This window comes from Acinetobacter sp. CIP 101934, from assembly GCF_000369585.1.
Lineage (GTDB): Bacteria > Pseudomonadota > Gammaproteobacteria > Pseudomonadales > Moraxellaceae > Acinetobacter > Acinetobacter schindleri.
In genome coordinates, this window is the sequence record NZ_KB850094.1 from 161217 (window position 1) to 179759 (window position 18543).

An 18543-nucleotide genomic window follows, 5' to 3' on the forward strand; every position below is an offset into this window, starting at 1 on the left:
ATTTGTTTAAAGTTTCAAGGATCAGTAACTATAGTTTCTGATCTTTTTTTTATGGGTTTATATTTTCTCTGCTATTAGTAAATCTTTTCTCTTACCTATTTTCCTACACTTCTCAGCTTGGTTAATCATTTACTCGATTTTTGACATATTTTGTAGTGAATTACGCAAGTACTATATAAGTTTATTTTTTAAACACTCGGCTTCCTTATTTCATACATTAATTTACAGCTCTAGGTCAGGTTATAAGGCTCTAATAAAAAGGCTTTTTAATAATCAGCAGCCTTATTTGAGACTATTTATGTTGAACTAGAGAGGAAATCCGCATGCGTGCTCTTACCTATCATGGTGCTCGGGATGTACGAGTTGAATCTGTTCCAGATCCAGTGATTCAGGAACCAGATGACGTTATTTTAAGGGTGACAGCCACCGCCATCTGTGGCTCAGATCTGCATTTATACCGGGGAAAAATCCCTGCCACTGAAGACGGTGATATTTTCGGCCATGAATTTATGGGAGTTGTAGAAGAAGTCGGCCCTGCAGTGACAGAAGTCAAAAAAGGTGACCGGGTGATCATTCCCTTTGTCATTGCATGCGGTCACTGTTTTTTCTGTGAACATGAACTCATGGCTGCCTGTGAAAATACCAATACGGGTCGTGGTGCGATCCTGAATAAAAAACAGATTCCACCAGGAGCGGCCTTGTTTGGCTTTAGCCACCTGTATGGTGGTGTTCCGGGTGGTCAGGCTGAATATGTGCGAATTCCCAAAGGTAATGTCGGACCGTTTAAGGTTCCCGGCTCTTTGCCTGATGAAAAAGTATTATTCCTGACCGATATTCTGCCAACAGCCTGGCAGGCAGTAACCAATGCTCAAGTCACCCGTGGTTCTACAGTGGCGATTTATGGTGCAGGTCCAGTCGGTCTGTTATCTGCAGCTTGTGCACGGATGCTCGGTGCCGAACAGATCTTCATGGTAGACCATCACCCTTATCGCTTGCGATTTGCTCATCAAACCTATGGGGTCATTCCGGTCAACTTTGATGAAGTCGATGCAGCTGAATTTATTATTCAAAATACAGCAGGTTATCGTGGTGTTGATGCAGTTATTGATGCCGTTGGTTTCGAAGCCAAAGGGAGTGTTCTGGAAACCGTAATGACCAACCTGAAATTAGAAGGTTCGAGTGGTTCAGCACTAAGACAATGTATTGCAGCAGTCCGACGCGGCGGTGTGGTGAGTGTACCGGGGGTTTATGCCGGTCCAATTCATGGCTTCCTGTTTGGTGATGCCTTTGATAAAGGTTTGACTTTTAAAATGGGACAAACCCATGTGCATAAATACTTGCCGCAGTTGCTCGAACATATTGAAAATGGAGATCTGTCTCCAGATGTGATTATTACCCATCGCATGCAACTGGAAGATGCTGCGGAAGGCTACCGTATTTTTGATAAAAAGGAAGAAGACTGTCGTAAAGTCATTCTGACACCGTAAATGTACTAAAAGAATAAAAAGCGCCTTCCAGGCGCTTTTTATTCTTTAATCAAGACAGATCAAATCACCTGTTTCTATTTTTCAAGTTTCTTCATCAAAAACTCTGTTTAACGGAAGTTATTTAATTTTTACTCCTCTTTCTAACTTGCAGAAAATAGCTCAGACAAATCCGAATACAAATGCTGATCTAGAAAAGCACCCCAAAGAATAAACCCATAATAACTATATTTAATCCAATGATTTTAAAAATAAAATTAAATTTCACTTGATTATTAAAATAATTATGTAGTTTAACTACACCTAGATTTCCCAAGTAAAAATATGTTCCACGCCAACTATTAAATAAAACTACATTAACCACATAAGCGGTTATTTTATATAATATTTATTTTAATTTTCTATAAAAACAGCAGGCAAACTAATCTATTTTGGACAGTTTTGGCTTAAACGCAGAAATCCTGCATAAGCTGCTAATTTAAATTTAAAACATTATTTTAAATTTAAAAATATTTACCCACAAGTCACCAGAGAATAAATTTGAATTTAAAATAAGAGCTGATTTAAAAGTGAATCTATTGTGGATAAATACTATCTTATTCACATAAATAAATATGGATAACTTTGAAGTTATCCACACTATTGATCAAGCTTTGAGCTTATTTAGGAACGGTACTATTCATACATATTTTGATTTATTAATTACTTTATTTTTATAACTTTGTTAAACAGTTAAAAATCTAGGATTTTAGAAATCGAAGTTCAATGATTTTCCATTCATTTGCATAGCGCCACAATTCCTGAATACGATGTTTATCTTTAGCTAAACCAGTCACCACACAACATTCCGTCTGATCCGCATTATATTCGTAATCTTCATATTCTACTTCAGGCTTATGCGGTTTCCAGACCCCATTCTTGACCGCATGCGCAATCCTGTCATAACGGACATAACTGGTTTCTACACGGTTTTTCTGCTCAAACACCACCTTAAAGTCTTCATGCTCATACTGACGCAGAACCTCATAATGACCGGTATAGAATGCATTGGCCCAAATTTCACGAACTTCTTCAAGCTGGCTATCCATGGATAAACCTCTTTATTGCTATAGGCTGGCCCAGATCAGACAAATACTGCGAATAAAAAAAATCACCAGATAGGGTGCCAGAATCACTGATCAGCTGCTGAATATACTAACCAGTTAAAATGACATTAGCATAAATTGATCATAAAAAAAGCACCCCGAAAGGTGCTTTTTTAAGTGTATTGTGTATCAGTTATGCATCGATATCTGCGTTCAGAGCATTCTCTTCAATGAAGGCACGGCGTGGTTCTACGTCGTCACCCATCAAGCAAGAGAACATACGATCTGCTTCAATCGCATCCTGTACCGTCACCTGTAGCATATTACGGTTTTCTGGATCCATAGTGGTTTCCCACAGCTGATCCGCATTCATCTCACCCAGACCTTTATAACGCTGGATCATCATGCCGCGACGTGAGTCTTGCAGGATGTGCTGCCATACTTCATGGAAGCTATTCACTAGAATCTTGCGCTCACCTTTTTGCAGGTAAGCACCCTCTTCAAGTAACGTAAACCAGCTCTTCGAGTTCTTCAATAAACGTGCATATTCACTTGAACCCAACAGACCTGAATCAAGCAGATAAACATGTGGCAGGTTATGGATATAAATCGTGATACGTGGCAGATAAGTCACAGACTTGTTGCCTTCTGCATCTTCCTTCTCGAAGGTTTCAATACCCAGCTCAGGACGCAGGCTTGGTTGCTTGTCTTCGATGTGTTGACGCAACTGCATTGCCCAGTTTTCCACATAATCCAGATCAGTTGCCTGATCCAGTTTAAATGCTTCAAGTGCCAATAAACCATCCAGCAATGTTGCAGGATAACGCAGGGTTAAACGATTCAAGCTTTTTTGCGAGGTCTGGTAATCCGCAATCACATTTGCCAGTGCATCACCACGAATAGCAGGTGCATCCGCACTGATATGCAGTTCAAGTTCATCAATCGCATTCGAAATCAGGTAAGTTTCCAGTGCATCATTATCCTTGATGTACTGTTCCTGCTTGCCTTTTTTCAGCTTGTACAGCGGTGGCTGTGCAATATAAATATGACCACGCTCTACCAGCTCCGGCATTTGACGGAAGAAGAAAGTCAACAGCAAGGTACGGATGTGTGAACCATCCACATCAGCATCAGTCATGATAATAATTTTGTGATAACGCAACTTGTCCGGGTTGTATTCTTCACGGCCAATACCACAGCCCAGTGCAGTAATCAGCGTCCCCACTTCAGCCGATGAAATCATACGGTCGAAACGTGCACGTTCCACGTTCAGGATTTTACCTTTCAGTGGCAAGATTGCCTGCATCTTACGGTTACGGCCCTGTTTCGCAGAACCACCCGCCGAGTCGCCCTCGACCAGGTATAGTTCAGACAATGCTGGATCTTTTTCCTGACAGTCTGCCAGTTTACCTGGAAGACCGGCAATGTCTAACGCACTCTTACGACGTGTCATTTCACGTGCTTTACGCGCTGCATCCCGGGCACGTGCGGCATCTATGATTTTACCCGCGATTGATTTCGCTGCTTGCGGGTTCTCTAATAGGTACTCAGAGAATGACTTATTCATGGCCTGTTCGACCGCAGTTTTTACTTCGCTCGACACCAGCTTTTCTTTGGTCTGTGATGAGAATTTCGGATCAGGCACTTTCACCGATACAATCGCAGTCAAGCCTTCACGTGCATCATCACCAGATACTGCAACTTTTTCTTTTTTAAGAATATTTTCACTATCCATGTAGTTATTTAAACCACGGGTCAGTGCAGCACGGAAACCGGCTAAATGCGTACCACCATCCTTTTGCGGGATGTTGTTGGTAAAGCAGCGTACGTTTTCCTGATAAGAATCATTCCATTGTAATGCCACTTCTACCCCAATCCCGTTCTCCGCCATGGTAGTAAAATGGAAGATATCATTCAGGTGAGTTTTGCCCTCATTGATATATTTCACAAATTCAGACAGACCACCTTCATAATCAAATACATATTCCGCATTAATGCGTTCATCACGCAGTACGATACGCACACCGGCATTCAGGAACGACAGTTCACGTAAACGGCGCGCCAGAATATCGACATTGAAGATGGTTTGGCTGAAGGTTTCAGCACTTGGCCAGAAACGTACACGGGTACCGGTTCGGTCTGTATCACCGATGACTTTTAACGGGTACTGTGAATCGCCATGACGGTATTCCTGTTGGTGAATATGACCAGCACGATGAATGGTCAGTTCCAGTTTTTCTGACAGGGCATTTACAACCGAAACACCTACCCCGTGCAGACCACCAGAGACCTTATAGCTGTTGTCATCAAACTTACCGCCGGCATGCAGAATAGTCAGAATTACTTCTGCTGCAGACACACCTTCTTCAGGGTGAATATCAGTTGGAATACCACGGCCGTTATCTGAGACTGACACCGATTCATCTTCATGAATAGTCACTAAAATTTCATCACAGTGACCTGCCAGCGCCTCGTCAATCGAGTTGTCGACCACCTCGAAAACCATGTGGTGTAAGCCTGTACCGTCGTCTGTATCACCAATGTACATGCCTGGACGCTTACGCACAGCGTCTAAACCACGTAATACCTTGATGCTAGAGGAATCATAAGCCTTTTCAATGGTTTGTTCTGGTTGAGAAGCAGCTTGATCTTCTGAACTCATGGTTTCTCCCTAGTGAAAAATAGGTCTATCCAAAGATGGGTAAAACTTTAAAATACTATTGCACAACAACCTGAACGATACCGTTTTCAACATTGAATAACTGATATGAGATAGACAAATCATGTAAATGCTTTTGTACTGATTCGTGGTCTAAAGTGGTAATAAAAACTTGACTACCAAGTTGGCTCAATCGCTCAATTAAACGTTGTTGTGCGGTTAAATCTAATTCTGCTGTCAGATCATCTAATAATACCACAGTTTCCTTATTACAAGAATGTAGCATTGCAATTTGCGACAGTTTTAACGCCATCAGCAGCAGCTTTTTCTGTCCACGAGACAGGATCACATCTGCATCTCCCAGAGGGGTCTTCAGACGCAAATCTGCGCGATGTGGGCCGTATTCTGTATAGCGTCTTTCAATGTCCCGCTCATGATGATTGGTCAGGTCATTGAGCAGGCCAGTTTCAGTATGAAAACCGGGACTATAATCCAGGCTAATCGTAAGATCTGGCAGCAAATGTTTCAGGTCTTCTTCAAAGAAAACTTTCCATTGCTCGACAATACCGACCCGTTGTGAATGCAGAATCTCACCATATTGACTGAGCATCTGGTTCCACGGTTCCAGCTCTGACAGACTGAGGTAGCGCCTAGACTTTAGCAAGCTGTTGCGCTGCTTCAAGGCACGCGAATAATATTGCCAGGCATGATAGAACTCTGGTTCCACGTGGAACATTAACCAGTCCAATAACTGTCGGCGTGGCTTGGCACCATGATCGATAATATCGGTGCTTTGTGGATCAATCAGCTGCAAAGGTAGCAGTTTGGCCAGCTGCCCCTGGGTCGCCACCAGATCACCATTTACCTTGATCAGCTGCTCACCACTGGCCATTTTCTGCATACCAACTTTTTCGGTATCAGACTGGGCAAACACGATCGCATCCGAAGCGCTGTGTTGAATGTAATTTTTAGGAATATGGGTACGAAAAGAACGCCCTGTGGCCAGCAGATGAATGGCTTCCAGAATAGAAGTCTTGCCTGAACCATTCTGGCCATAAAAAACGTTAAACGGCTGCAATCCCTGGAGAGCAACCGTTTTTAAGTTTCGTACACGCTCTATATGCAAACGCGTAATATGCATGATTAGCTTGTGCCTGGATGCTGCCGCTTAAACGCGCATCGGCATGACCACATAAGTTTGATCAGTATGTGCAGGATCCTGAACCAACACCGACTGGTTTGCTTCGGTCATGCTCATGGAGACATCATCACCGTCCAGCACACCCAAGACTTCTAGCAAATATTGCGCATTGAAAGACATTTCCATTGGTGCATCTGCATACTGAATGGCCAGATCTTCAATCGCTTCATCCTGCTCCGGGTTATTGGCACGCAGTTGCAGTGAATCCGCATTAAAGTTCAGGAATACACCACGCAGTTTCTCATTACTCAAAATCGCAACACGTTGCAGAGATTGCTTAAATACGTCATGTGCGATGATTACGTGCTTGTCACCACCACGTGGAATCACACGACGATAGTCAGGGAATTTACCGTCAATCAGTTTCGTGGTGAAACGTACTGTAGTATCCCCCTGCTCCTTATCACGGTTTGCAACAGTGATAGTTACATTTAGCAATTCACGACCAATCAGCAATGATAACTGATCATCTTCAACACTAAGCAAACGCTGTAATTCACCTACTGCCTTACGCGGCACAATCGCCTGAATTGGCTGAGCTGCAGTTGATTGCGCAGCTGTTTCACACAGCGCCAGACGATGACCATCAGTGGTTACTGCACGCAGCTGGTTGGCATCAATCTCCAGTAATGTACCGGTCAGGTAGAAACGTACATCCTGTACCGCCATCGCAAACGCAGTTTTTTCAAACAGGCGTTTTAGTTCACGCTGGGTCACAGTTACCTGGGTGCCCTGACTGTTTTCAGTCGACAGCAATGGATAGTCTTCAGCAGGCAAGGTACCGAGCACAAAACGGCTGTTTCCAGACTTCAAAATACAGCGCTGATCTTCAGTAATTTGCAGATCTACCAACGCAGCTGATGGCAAAGATTTACAGATATCAATCAGCTTACGTGCAGGAACCGTGGTTTCACCGGCTTGCAAACATGCACCTTCATTCAGAGGCATACTTGCTACCAGTTCTACCTCAAGATCTGAACCAGTCACCGTTAATGCTTGAGCTGTCACTTGAATTTTCAGGTTAGACAGAATGTTTAAGGTATGGCGACGTTCAACCGCTCCTACGACATGTGATAGAACATTCAGTAAGCTCTCTTTCGCGATTTTTAAACGCACGGTACATTCCTCTGAAAACTGAAGATTAATATGGAAAAGTTAATTATTTAGCACTGTACTATGCGGCAAAAAAAGCCGCATAGCAAGCGCAGAATTTGAGCGTTTTGGCTTAGCTTTGCAGCAGGCGCTGCAGGTTTTTATAGTCCTCGTTGAAGATCGGATCTTCCTCACGCAGACTCAATACTTTTTCACAGGCGTGCATCACGGTACTGTGGTCACGACCCCCAAATGCCATGCCAATTTCCGGGAAACTGTCTCCGGTCAATTCACGTGCCAGACCCATTGCAAGCTGACGCGGACGTGCATAAATACGGGTACGTTTCGGACCGACCAGTTCTTTCAGCGGAATACGGAAATATTCACTGACCACACGCTGAATATTTTCAGTACTGATGGTGCGGGCGCGAATCGCCAAAACATCTTTTAAGGATTCACGCACTACATCCAGATCAATCGGTGTGCCTTTAAAGCGGGAAATCGCCACCACTTTGTTTAGTGCACCTTCAAGCTCACGCACATTCGCAACCACTTGTTGTGCAATAAACAGTGCGCAGTTACGTGGCAGGTCCACTTCATTGCTTTCGGCTTTTTTAAGTAAAATTTCAATACGGGTTTCAATATCGGGCGGCTCAACCCCTACCGACAAGCCCCAGGAGAAACGTGAAACCAGACGTGGATCCAGTTCAGTCAATTCTTTCGGATAACGATCCGAGGTCAAGATGATCTGTTTCGATTCATCCAACAGTGCGTTAAAAGTATAGAAGAACTCAACCAGACTGGCCTCTTTACCCGCCAATAAATGAATATCATCGACCAGTAATAAATCCAGAGAACGACAGTTTTTCTTAAATTCTTCAACCTTGCCCTGCTGCAGCGAGCTGACAAAGTCCTGCACAAAGCTTTCTGCGGTCATATACATCACGCGGGCATTCGGCTTGGCTTGCAATAATGCATTACCAACAGCCTGCATCAAGTGGGTTTTACCCAGACCGGTCGGGCCATACAAAAATAATGGGTTATGTTGAGATGCACCGAGCTGGGTCAGTACCTTACGGCAGGTTTCTGCGGCCATCTGATTCGAGCGGCCTTCCACAAATAGAGAAAAAGTGAATAAGGGATTTAGCTGACGCTTGCGGCTATTTTTAACCGATTCTTCTTTTTCTTTACGTGGGCGAGGCGCAGGCGTACTCACTGGCTGTGTTTCTAAAGCAGCCGTGGTAGTTGCTGGCTGTTCACTGGCAGATAAAATCGCACCAGGACGGGAATCCACCAGAATTTCGACTTTACGGATACGGCCTTCAGATAACTGTTCCGCCAGAATCGAGATCAGCTCCAGATGATGTTCTTGAATGTAGCGCGTCCAGTAAGGGTTCGGTGCATAAAGACGAAGAGTATCGTCCAGTTCCTCTGCAACCAGTGGGCGTATCCACATTGTAAAGACATTTCCAGAGAGCTCTTGTCGCAAGCGATTTAAGCAGTCTGTCCAAAGCATGTGAATCCCCTATTCATTCCATTGTTTATTCAAAAGCCATTGCCGCACCTGAAAGCGGGTCGCCATTCTAACCAAGTTATCCACATCTGTCATGAAATATTCAGCATAAATCGTTCAAAAAAGCGCTTTTCATGCATAAATTTAAATTTAAAACCTGGTGTGGATAAGTTTATCCGCAAGCTGTGGATAAAATATAGCATAAAGTTATCCACAAAGTATAAAAATTATAGAAACAGTTTTATCCACAATATAAGATTATGTTTATTAAAATTAAAAATGCATTTTCCACAGAAAAACAGCTTCCTAATAGTAATAAATTTAAATTTATAAATTTGAATTTATTTATAAGATCCAGACTTTCTGTGGATAACCAACACATGGTTTAAATTTAAATTCAAAACGAGAATCTAAATTTGAATTGTGTATAGTATTGTGGATAAATCTGTTGATATAGATGTTAATAACTAAAATATAATATTAAAACAATTATTTATATTGTGGTTAACTATTTTATTCACTCTTTGACTACACAATTTGAAAAGTATCAGGCAAGCCAATCCCTAGACTAATTTGAAAAGAAATATGCTTTTGCATTGACAGCTCAAGCAATGAGCACTAAAATCGCGGACCTTCATAGAAAGATCATTTTTGGAGTTTCGACATGAAACGTACATTCCAACCATCTGAATTAAAGCGTAAACGCGTTCATGGTTTCCGTGCTCGTATGGCTACTAAAGCTGGTCGTCAAGTTCTAGCTCGCCGTCGTGCAAAAGGTCGTCACAGCTTAACTGTTTAATCAGTTAGGCTTCGCCGACTTTGGGTGATATGACAACACTTTATGGTTTTGGCACAGAGTTACGATTACGCTGTGCTGCCGATTATAAAGGTGTCTTTGATGGTGCGCTTTTAAAAGTGCATCAACCCCATTTCTTATTTCTTGCAAAACCGTCCGAACTGCCAAATAGCCGTTTGGGTTTAGTTGTTGCCAAGAAAAAAGTGCGCCGTGCGCATGAACGAAATCGAGTAAAACGTCTTGCTCGCGAAAGTTTTCGCCTGCATCAACAGCAGCTCAGCGATCTGGATATTGTGGTGATGCCAAAAGCTGGTATTGATACAGTCCCGAATGCAGAATTGCACCAGCAACTACAATTTGCTTGGCAGAAACTCAACCGTCTTGCCAAAAAGCATACAAAAATAGCTCCCTCCCCACAAAAGTAGAGATGGCCAATGGTACGTTTACTGCATTGGTTAATACGTTTCTATCAGATTGCGATTAGTCCTTTACTTGGACCACGCTGTCGTTATCTTCCAACATGTTCTCAATATTCCTTGGAAGCAGTCCATACACATGGAGCTGTGCGTGGTGTGTGGCTGGCTACTAAACGTATTTGCCGTTGTCATCCGTGGGGTGGCTCAGGATACGATCCTGTTCCTCCGAAAGCGATTCGTTTTATTTCATTTCAGCAAATAGATTCTCAAACGCTTCACGTTGCTGTACCCTTTCGTGATCGTTTATTGAACCAAAATCACTCTCACCACTTGGGGTAATACATATGCAACAATGGGCCAGGATTGCAATTCTCGGGGCTATGTTTGTTGTCGCATATTTGCTCATTTTGGCGTGGCAAAAAGATTATGGAAATGCGGAAACTCAACCTCAGCAGGAAACTGCAGTTGTGTCGCAAGAAGTGTCAGCAGATTTGCCAAATGCTCAGACGGCTACCGCCGCTTCTGATGTGCCACAAGCAAATGTTCCAGCGCAGCAAGCCACGGATGCTACAGCACCTGTAAGTCAGCAGCTTATTTCAGTACAAACTGACCTTTATCATCTTTGGATTAATCCTAAAGGTGGTGATATTGTTCGTGTTGAATTACTCAATCATGACAAAAACAAAGACAGCGATGAACCTTTCGTCATGCTGGAAAGCGATGCGAAACGTACTTATGTCGCGCAGTCAGGTTTAATTGGTCTAAATGGACCGGACAGCAGCCGTAACGGCCGTCCAAGCTATGAGCTAGAAAAAACTGCTTATACCCTGGCAGATGCCAAGGCAGTCAAAAATAAAGATGGCGAGAATGTAAAAGTTCTGTCTGTACCAATGGTATTCAAGACGGCAGATGGTGTAGAAGTCATCAAAACCTTCAATTTTACTGAAGGTGAATATCCAGTTGTCGTGAACCACAAGGTTATCAACCGCAGTGGACAGGCTTGGCAAGGTCAAATGTTTGGCCAGATCAAGCGTGACAATTCTGAGGATCCAGGCAAATCTGATCAAGGTATCTTTACTTTAGGTACTTTCTTAGGTGGCGCTTGGGGTACCCCGGATGAGCATTACAACAAGTTGAAATTTGACAACTTTGTTGAAGAAAAACTCAGCACTGAAGCCAAAGGCGGCTGGGTTGCAATGGTGCAGCACTACTTTGTCAGTGCATGGGTACCAGGTAACCTGAAACTGACACAGGGCAATGGCGAGGCCTATACGGCGAAGCTGGAATCACGTAAGTCAACTGATAACATGAATATCATTGGCTTTACCTCTCCGACCTTCAATGTACCTGCCGGTACTGTGGCTGAAATTGATGCGACCTTCTATTCTGGTCCAAAAATCCAGTCAGAGCTCAAAGATCTGGCAACAGGTCTGAACCAGACTGTAGATTATGGCTGGTTATGGCCGATTGCCAAACTACTATTTGTTGGTCTGGAATTTTTCCATGGCCTGGTAGGTAACTGGGGCTGGGCGATCATTCTGTTGACTATTCTGGTAAAACTGATCCTGTGGCCATTGTCGTCGAAGAGTTACCGCTCTATGGCGAAAATGCGTGTGATTGCGCCAGAAATGCAGCGTATGAAAGAAGAGTTCGGTGAAGACCGTATGCGCTTCTCTCAAGAGATGATGGCACTGTACAAACGCGAGCAGGTAAATCCACTTGCCGGCTGTTTACCGCTCTTGCTGCAAATGCCAATCTTCCTGGCATTGTACTGGGTACTGATGGAATCTGTGGAACTGCGTCATGCACCATGGATGCTGTGGATTCAGGATTTATCTTCAATGGATCCTTGGTTCATCCTGCCATTGCTGATGGGTGCAACCATGTATATCCAGCAGTCGTTGAACCCACAACCGACTGATCCAATGCAGGCGAAAGTGTTCAAGATCATGCCAGTGATCTTTACAGTATTCTTACTGTTCTTCCCGGCTGGTCTGGTGCTGTACTGGATTGTCAACAACCTGATTACCATCCTGCAGCAAAGCTTGATCAACAAGTCTGTTGCCAAAGATCGTGCACAACGTGATGAGGCAAAGCCAGTCAACTAAGTTGAACTGACGGGCTGAATAAATCCGCTTAAGATGGTAATCTTAGGCGGATTTTTTTTGGCTGTACTTTTTGTTCTTCTGCAGGTGAATTTTATGCTCAACCCAACCACTACGATTGCTGCGATTGCGACACCACCGGGACGTGGCGGCGTTGGGGTGATCCGCCTGTCTGGTCCAAAATCTTATGCAATTGCCCAGGCGCTAACTCAAAAAGAATTGCCTAAAGCCCGATTTGCCGGTTTTCGCCAGTTTTATGATGCGGCAGGTGAAGTCATGGATGAAGGTTTAGCGATCTGCTTTCCGAATCCAAATTCTTTCACGGGCGAAGATGTGGTTGAATTGCAAGGCCATGGTGGTCCGGTGATTCAGAATGCCCTGCTGGCACGTTTGCTGGAACTTGGGGCAATAGCAGCCAAAGCGGGTGAATTCTCCATGCGTGCCTTTGAAAATGGCAAGCTGGATCTGGTCCAGGCTGAAGCCATTGCTGACCTGATTGATGCGACATCGCAAGCGGCTGCACGTTCGGCAGTACGTTCTCTGCAAGGTGCATTTTCAACCAAGGTGAATGCCGTACTTGAGCAGCTGATTCATTTGCGTCTGCATGTAGAAGCCGCAATTGATTTCCCGGAAGAAGAAATTGATTTTCTAGCGGATGGCAAGATTCTAAATCTGCTGGATGGCGTATCCAGTGCAATCACTCAAGTACAGCAATCTGCGCGTCAGGGCCAGCTTCTACGTGAAGGTTTGCAGGTGGTCATTGCCGGTAAACCTAATGCCGGTAAATCGTCATTGCTAAATGCTTTGGCCGGGATTGAACGCGCCATTGTGACCGATATTGCGGGTACGACACGTGACGTTTTGCATGAGAAAATTACCTTAAATGGTTTGCCAATTACCCTGACTGATACTGCCGGTCTGCGTGAAACGGGTGATATCGTGGAAAAAGAAGGGATTCGTCGTGCAATCAAGGAAATTGAACAGGCGGATCTGCTGTTGCTGGTCTATGACCTGAGTCAGGGTGATGATCCATTACAACTGGCACAGGAATATTTTGCTGAACATATTGAACCGAAACGCCTGATGCTGATTGGTAATAAAGCAGATTTGACCGGTGCCGAAGCTATCATTGGCGATTTTCAGGGTTTCCGTCATATCACTGTCTCAGCCAAGCAGGAAACCGGTGTGCAAGCGCTCATAGAGGCAATTACAGCGCATGCAGGCTTCCAGCCTGAAGAAGATACCTTTATTGCCCGTACCCGCCATTTAGACGCAATGAAGCGCACTCAGATGTATTTGGCTGAAGCCCGTGAACAACTTGTTGTTTATAACGCAGGTGAACTGGTCGCAGAGTCTTTACGTCTGGCACAGAACGCACTGGGCGAGATTACCGGTGACTTTAGTGCGGATGATTTGCTGGGTAAGATCTTTGGATCGTTCTGTATTGGAAAATAATCTTCAAGATATATAAAAAGCCCTCCATAGAGGGCTTGTTTATCAGGCTTTTACATGCAGTTTCTGATGTGATACCCAGAGAACTACACATAAAATACTAATCACCGCACAGAAGCTGATAACAGCAAAACCCAAGCCAAAATGATCGGCCAGATAACCCACTGCAATAATCGGCACAATCGTGCCTAAATAACCCATAAACAGATAGGTCGACATGACTGCGGCCCGATTCTGTAAGGTTGTGATCGCATGAATCACACCAAATGCGCCCATCAAGGCAAAACCATGTCCAATTCCAAACAGAATATCACTGACAAAAAATAAAATGCTCGTTTTGAGGAGCATACACAGTGCAAGACTTATCAGACTCGCAAACATAATGATCAAGCCAATATTCAGACATTTCTTTGCAGCAACCGCTTTAGCAAAGAACTGCACTATGGCAGAAATCAGCAAAATGCAGGTGATGGCGGTACCACTGACTAGAGGCCCATGCCAAGGCAGAATATCCTGCACAAAAGAGGGTGACAGTGAGGCAAATAAACTAAAGGCAGCAAAGGCACAAAATGCGGTCAAACCCACGATCATAAACAAAGCATGATATTGAGGCTCAGGACGCAGTAATTTCGGTGCAATACTAAAGGGCTGACGTTCAAATGCTGGCACTTTTAACCAGAACAAGCCAATAAAACACAGTACTGCTCCCCAAATAATAGGTAGATATGGAGTGATCAGTGGCGTCTGAGAAAACTGCGCAATAATTCCGCCGACCAACGGACCCAAACCAAAGCCAACTGCAGTCAGAATCGATACCAGTTGTGGCGCAAACTGCTTATGACTCTCTGGAATGGTTTGCATCATGCCAATCATGGCAGAAGTGGTCATGAGACCTGAGGCAATGCCGATAATGAAACGCCCCACTGATAAAGTCAGTGCATTGTCTGCAAAGACGGAAATGATTAAGCCTAGACTGATAAATACCAAGCCGATTTGTAAGGTTCTTAAAAAACCAATACTGTTACTGGTTCGTCCCAGAAACAACAGAGTGCCTAGACAGCCAAACATATAGGCGACAAAAATATAAGTAATCTGGCTTGGAGATAGATGCCAAACCTGTTGATAAATAGGGTAAAGCGGACTGGCCAGTGCCGTGCCGATAGTCCCCATAATCAATGTAAGGCTGACCATGGCGAATGGTCGCCATGTGGTATTTATTGTCATGCTGCTGCCATAGAAGTTCAACATCACGCTTCCAGAAAAATGATGTTGAATAAAAATTTGAATGGAAAGCAGTGTATCGGTTAGATGAAAAAGCGGTCAATTATCTTGCTGTAAACAAAACGAAAATATTCAGCAGAAAAAATCATCCATAACGCTTGAGCAATTTTAAAAATTCCTGAAGATCCTGTTCATTGACAGCTTCTGGATCTTTGATTACATGCTCTCTAAGGTGCTCCTCAATCAGTTCATTCATCAGACCATTCACCGCCCCCTTAATGGCAGCGACCTGTTGTAGCACATCAATACAGCTGGGTTCTTGTTGTGTCAGTGAGGCTTCTACCGCATGAATCTGACCTTTTAAACGCCGTACACGATTTAATATTTTTTTATCTTCATGCAAATGACTCACCACAAGTCTCCAAAAATAAATATACTAAGGGGGAGTATATAAATAAGACCACTCAAATGCAAAACAATACCGCTCCACAGCACAACCATCAGTTTGATCAAGGCAATCCACTGGCACAGAAGAAGATACTGCTCGCCACAATCCTGACTGCCGTGATGATGGTATTTGAGATTATGGGTGGCTGGGTCTTTCAATCCATGGCCTTGCTGGCAGATGGCTGGCATATGAGTTCCCATGTCCTGGCCTTGGGACTTGCCTTTGCCGCCTACAAAGCAGCACGTCATTATGCCGATGATCCTCGCTTTAATATGGGGACTTGGCGTATTGAAATTCTGGCAGGTTATAGTAGTGCCATCATGCTATTGGTGATTGCGGGCTTTATGGCTTTCCATTCGATTGAACGCCTGTTTGCTCCGGTAGAGATTCACTATAACGAAGCCATTCCTATTGCGATTTTAGGTTTATTTATTAATCTGGTCTGTGCTTGGTTGCTGCATGATGGTGGACACGAACATGCTCATGGGCATCACCACGATCATGAGCATCATCATCGCCATTCTGACCATCAGCGTGATCTGAATCATCAGGCAGCATTTATGCATGTAGTAGCAGATGCCCTGACTTCAGTCTTTGCCATCATAGCCCTGCTTGCCGGTAAGTATTTCGGCTGGGATATTCTGGATGCTGTGCTCGGGATTGTTGGCTCAGTTCTGGTCGCACGCTGGTCTATTGGGTTATTGAAACAGACTGCCAAAACCCTGCTGGATGCCGATATGGATGCACCGGTGGTAGATGAAATCCGGGAAGTTATCGCAGAATTTGGTCCTTTAGTAAAACTGTCTGACCTGCATGTTTCCCGCGTTGGGAAAGGCAAGTTTTCCTGTTTTATAGCGCTGGAGACTACGCTAGATTTAAGCCCTGATCAGGTACGCGACGCTATTTCTATTCACGAAGAAATCGTGCATATTTCTGTAGAGATTAATCCGGTTACCTCTGTTTCATGAGCAGTTTATGTTCCACGTGAAACATCAAGAATATTGAACCGTGACAGTACATAAATCATCTGATTTTTCTGCATGAAACGCATAGAATCAGCACTACTTTACTCTGACATGAGCGGGAGATTCATGTTGAAACCTATCCTACTGCTGGCCATGACGGCATTGGCTACGAGCCTTAGCTTTGCCGATATCAATACAGTCAAAGCCAACCTGGCCAAAAATAGTCCAGACCTGAAAATTGAAAATCTTCAGACTACTGAAATGAAAGGGATCTATAGTGGTTCTATGGATGGACAAGTGATTTACCTGAACGAGGATGCCAAGCATCTCATCGGTGGGTCTATGATTCGCCTTGCCGATAAGCAAAATCTTACCCGGGATCTGGTGCTGAAACAGAACAGTATCGACTGGAAAAAGTTGCCTTTACAGGATGCATTGAAAACAGTACGAGGCACTGGCAAGCGTCAGTTGGCGATTTTTTCTGACCCCAATTGCCCCTATTGTAAACAGCTTGAACTAGAACTTAAAAAGCTCAATGACGTAACCATTTACACTTTTGTTCTGCCACTGAAAGCGCAATCTATAGCCCCTTCACGACAGATTTATTGTGAAAAAAATCCGGCTCAAGCCTGGGAGGATCTGATTAGTAAAGGTATTCAGCCTAAATCTGGCAAACGCTGCGCCAATCCGGTAGAACGCAACTTGGCCTTGGCTAAATCCCTAAATATTCAGGGTACCCCAGCAATTATTTTCTCGAATGGTTTTAAAGTCATGGGTGCCTATCCGGCTGAACAGATTGAAAAGATTCTGACAGAACTCGGTCTTTAATCTTAACTTTCGCTTGTTCATCTGAAGGATATTGAGAGCAGAAGCTTTGAATTAAATCTTTAAACAGCCAGCAGTAAAAAAGCACCCGACAGGGTGCTTTTTTCAATGCAAAACAGAAATTATTCAATTAAATATTTAGACAGTTCTGCGTTTGGTGACCATGTTGTAGATAAACAGAATGATAATGGCACCAATCACCGAAGCAATAAAGCCTGCTGCTGAACCTTCCTCATAAAGACCTAGCATACGACCGCCATAGGTCGCAAGTAATGAACCGGCAATCCCCAGTAGGGTTGTCATAATAAAGCCTGCCTTGTCATCTCCAGGATGGATTGCACGCGCAATTAAACCTGCGATAAAACCAATAACAATTGCAACTATAAGTGACCACATATGTATGCTCCTTTCTTATCATGTCTTTGTTTTTAAGTCATGTTCAGAAATCATCATCGGATAAGTGAAGTCTTCAATCTAGCGAAGTCCTGAAACGGAATGTTAGCTTTTTGTTCATGTGAAGCAGACATAAAAAAAGTGGCAGTCGCCACTTTTTTAAAGTTGGATCTCTTAAAGACCAATTTCACCAATAAAAGGCAAATGGCGGTACTTCTGGTCATAATCGAGGCCGTAACCGACAATAAACTTGTCTTCGACTTCAAAGCCAAGGAACTGCACATCCAGATTAATTTCACGGCGTGAAGGTTTGCTTACCAAGGTACAGAGCTGAATCGAGTTTGGGTTACGGGTGTGCAGAATTTCCAAGACTTTGCTCAGGGTGTTGCCGGAATCGATGATGTCTTCTACCACCAGTACATCTTTACCACGGATTTCACCGTCTAAATCTTTCAGGATTTTTACATCACGTGACGATACCGTGCCACCACCATAACTGGACACAGTCATGAAATCCAGTTCATGTGGTTTTGAAATCACACGACACAAATCGGCCATAAAAATCACTGAACCACGTAACAAACCGATGAGCACAAGTTCTTTGTCACTATGGGCATAGTGTGCATCGATTTGAGCACCAAGCTCTTTGACTTTAGCTTGAATTTCTTCAGCGGAAATCATTACGCTCATTTGAACGGTCATGGGTAGATACCTAAAAAGTAAAAATAGCAAAATAAAAAAGGTGTTGACCTGCAACACCTGATATATCAGCAATTTTAATACATCCAGCAGGCAGATGCACCTGTTTTGCCCTGTGTTAATATAATCATTTTTTCGGCAATTGTGAATCGCGCTTGAGTAGAAAAGCGCAGCCAATGGCTATTGCTG

The 18543-nt window shown here is 43.7% G+C and carries 17 protein-coding genes; 8 read left to right on the top strand and 9 right to left on the bottom strand.

From position 1 onward, the window contains the following. The first annotated feature begins 323 nt into the window (after positions 1-323). The gene (locus tag F899_RS01285) at positions 324-1487 is read left to right on the top strand and encodes a zinc-dependent alcohol dehydrogenase (protein ID WP_004814020.1); all 1164 of its coding nucleotides are present in this window, start codon (positions 324-326) and stop codon (positions 1485-1487) included. Between the two features lie 737 nt (positions 1488-2224). Here F899_RS01285 and F899_RS01290 read toward each other — a convergent pair. The 5 genes from F899_RS01290 to dnaA all read right to left on the bottom strand — a co-directional run bounded on the left by F899_RS01290 (position 2225) and on the right by dnaA (position 9037). After that, a complete protein-coding gene (locus F899_RS01290) occupies positions 2225-2572 on the bottom strand; it encodes a hypothetical protein (protein WP_005220462.1) in 348 nt (115 codons plus the stop codon). A 190-nt stretch (positions 2573-2762) separates the two neighbouring features. Next, positions 2763-5231 carry a DNA topoisomerase (ATP-hydrolyzing) subunit B gene (gene gyrB, locus F899_RS01295; protein WP_004814017.1) on the bottom strand — a complete coding sequence of 823 codons (2469 nt, stop codon included), beginning with the start codon at positions 5229-5231 and terminating at the stop codon, positions 2763-2765. A gap of 55 nt (positions 5232-5286) precedes the next feature. Then, positions 5287-6369, bottom strand: a complete 1083-nt coding sequence (gene recF / locus F899_RS01300) for a DNA replication/repair protein RecF (RefSeq protein ID WP_005220464.1) — start codon at positions 6367-6369, stop codon at positions 5287-5289. Positions 6370-6396: 27 nt separating this feature from the next. Next, positions 6397-7545 carry a DNA polymerase III subunit beta gene (gene dnaN, locus F899_RS01305; protein ID WP_004814015.1) on the bottom strand — a complete coding sequence of 383 codons (1149 nt, stop codon included), beginning with the start codon at positions 7543-7545 and terminating at the stop codon, positions 6397-6399. A 109-nt stretch (positions 7546-7654) separates the two neighbouring features. Then, complete coding sequence (gene dnaA, locus F899_RS01310; protein ID WP_004897458.1) at positions 7655-9037, bottom strand: chromosomal replication initiator protein DnaA; 1383 nt, start codon at positions 9035-9037, stop codon at positions 7655-7657. Positions 9038-9698: 661 nt separating this feature from the next. Here dnaA and rpmH point away from each other — a divergent pair. The 5 genes from rpmH (at position 9699) to mnmE (ending at position 13806) form a co-directional block, all read left to right on the top strand. Next, positions 9699-9833: a 50S ribosomal protein L34 gene (gene rpmH, locus F899_RS01315; protein ID WP_000831329.1), complete on the top strand. Its 135-nt coding sequence runs from the start codon at positions 9699-9701 to the stop codon at positions 9831-9833. A gap of 29 nt (positions 9834-9862) precedes the next feature. Next, positions 9863-10255, top strand: coding sequence for a ribonuclease P protein component (rnpA, locus tag F899_RS01320; protein WP_004897461.1), 393 nt, complete (start codon positions 9863-9865; stop codon positions 10253-10255). A 9-nt stretch (positions 10256-10264) separates the two neighbouring features. Beyond that, positions 10265-10585, top strand: a complete 321-nt coding sequence (gene yidD, locus F899_RS15295; RefSeq protein ID WP_004814012.1) for a membrane protein insertion efficiency factor YidD — start codon at positions 10265-10267, stop codon at positions 10583-10585. A gap of 5 nt (positions 10586-10590) precedes the next feature. Then, positions 10591-12354, top strand: coding sequence for a membrane protein insertase YidC (yidC, locus tag F899_RS01325; protein WP_004814010.1), 1764 nt, complete (start codon positions 10591-10593; stop codon positions 12352-12354). A 93-nt stretch (positions 12355-12447) separates the two neighbouring features. Further along, a complete protein-coding gene (gene mnmE, locus F899_RS01330; protein ID WP_004897464.1) occupies positions 12448-13806 on the top strand; it encodes a tRNA uridine-5-carboxymethylaminomethyl(34) synthesis GTPase MnmE in 1359 nt (452 codons plus the stop codon). Between the two features lie 42 nt (positions 13807-13848). Here mnmE and F899_RS01335 read toward each other — a convergent pair whose 3' ends face one another. Together F899_RS01335 and F899_RS01340 are read right to left on the bottom strand one after the other, a co-directional pair. Further along, a complete protein-coding gene (locus F899_RS01335; protein ID WP_034429865.1) occupies positions 13849-14994 on the bottom strand; it encodes an MFS transporter in 1146 nt (381 codons plus the stop codon). Between the two features lie 175 nt (positions 14995-15169). Beyond that, positions 15170-15436: a metal/formaldehyde-sensitive transcriptional repressor gene (locus tag F899_RS01340; RefSeq protein WP_004813991.1), complete on the bottom strand. Its 267-nt coding sequence runs from the start codon at positions 15434-15436 to the stop codon at positions 15170-15172. Positions 15437-15492: 56 nt separating this feature from the next. Here F899_RS01340 and dmeF point away from each other — a divergent pair, with 56 nt between their 5' ends. Both dmeF and F899_RS01350 read left to right on the top strand, forming a co-directional pair. Next, positions 15493-16440 carry a CDF family Co(II)/Ni(II) efflux transporter DmeF gene (gene dmeF, locus F899_RS01345; RefSeq protein ID WP_004897470.1) on the top strand — a complete coding sequence of 316 codons (948 nt, stop codon included), beginning with the start codon at positions 15493-15495 and terminating at the stop codon, positions 16438-16440. A gap of 123 nt (positions 16441-16563) precedes the next feature. Continuing rightward, on the top strand, positions 16564-17265 hold the full coding sequence (locus F899_RS01350; protein WP_004897472.1) for a DsbC family protein: 702 nt from the start codon (positions 16564-16566) through the stop codon (positions 17263-17265). Between the two features lie 135 nt (positions 17266-17400). On the opposite strand, the gene F899_RS01355 is transcribed toward F899_RS01350, so the two are convergent. Then, complete coding sequence (locus F899_RS01355) at positions 17401-17658, bottom strand: GlsB/YeaQ/YmgE family stress response membrane protein (RefSeq protein ID WP_004813984.1); 258 nt, start codon at positions 17656-17658, stop codon at positions 17401-17403. Positions 17659-17829: 171 nt separating this feature from the next. Then, positions 17830-18357, bottom strand: coding sequence for a hypoxanthine phosphoribosyltransferase (gene hpt / locus F899_RS01360; RefSeq protein ID WP_004813981.1), 528 nt, complete (start codon positions 18355-18357; stop codon positions 17830-17832). Between the last annotated feature and the right edge of the window lie 186 nt (positions 18358-18543).

Coding starts and splice junctions, on each gene's coding strand:
- F899_RS01285 (WP_004814020.1), top strand. CDS start 324: ATGCGTGCTCTTACCTATCATGGTGCTCGGGATGTACGAGTTGAATCT.
- F899_RS01290 (WP_005220462.1), bottom strand. CDS start 2,572: ATGGATAGCCAGCTTGAAGAAGTTCGTGAAATTTGGGCCAATGCATTC.
- gyrB (WP_004814017.1), bottom strand. CDS start 5,231: ATGAGTTCAGAAGATCAAGCTGCTTCTCAACCAGAACAAACCATTGAA.
- recF (WP_005220464.1), bottom strand. CDS start 6,369: ATGCATATTACGCGTTTGCATATAGAGCGTGTACGAAACTTAAAAACG.
- dnaA (WP_004897458.1), bottom strand. CDS start 9,037: ATGCTTTGGACAGACTGCTTAAATCGCTTGCGACAAGAGCTCTCTGGA.
- rpmH (WP_000831329.1), top strand. CDS start 9,699: ATGAAACGTACATTCCAACCATCTGAATTAAAGCGTAAACGCGTTCAT.
- rnpA (WP_004897461.1), top strand. CDS start 9,863: ATGACAACACTTTATGGTTTTGGCACAGAGTTACGATTACGCTGTGCT.
- yidD (WP_004814012.1), top strand. CDS start 10,265: ATGGTACGTTTACTGCATTGGTTAATACGTTTCTATCAGATTGCGATT.
- yidC (WP_004814010.1), top strand. CDS start 10,591: ATGCAACAATGGGCCAGGATTGCAATTCTCGGGGCTATGTTTGTTGTC.
- mnmE (WP_004897464.1), top strand. CDS start 12,448: ATGCTCAACCCAACCACTACGATTGCTGCGATTGCGACACCACCGGGA.
- F899_RS01335 (WP_034429865.1), bottom strand. CDS start 14,994: ATGGTCAGCCTTACATTGATTATGGGGACTATCGGCACGGCACTGGCC.
- dmeF (WP_004897470.1), top strand. CDS start 15,493: ATGCAAAACAATACCGCTCCACAGCACAACCATCAGTTTGATCAAGGC.
- F899_RS01350 (WP_004897472.1), top strand. CDS start 16,564: ATGTTGAAACCTATCCTACTGCTGGCCATGACGGCATTGGCTACGAGC.
- F899_RS01355 (WP_004813984.1), bottom strand. CDS start 17,658: ATGTGGTCACTTATAGTTGCAATTGTTATTGGTTTTATCGCAGGTTTA.
- hpt (WP_004813981.1), bottom strand. CDS start 18,357: ATGACCGTTCAAATGAGCGTAATGATTTCCGCTGAAGAAATTCAAGCT.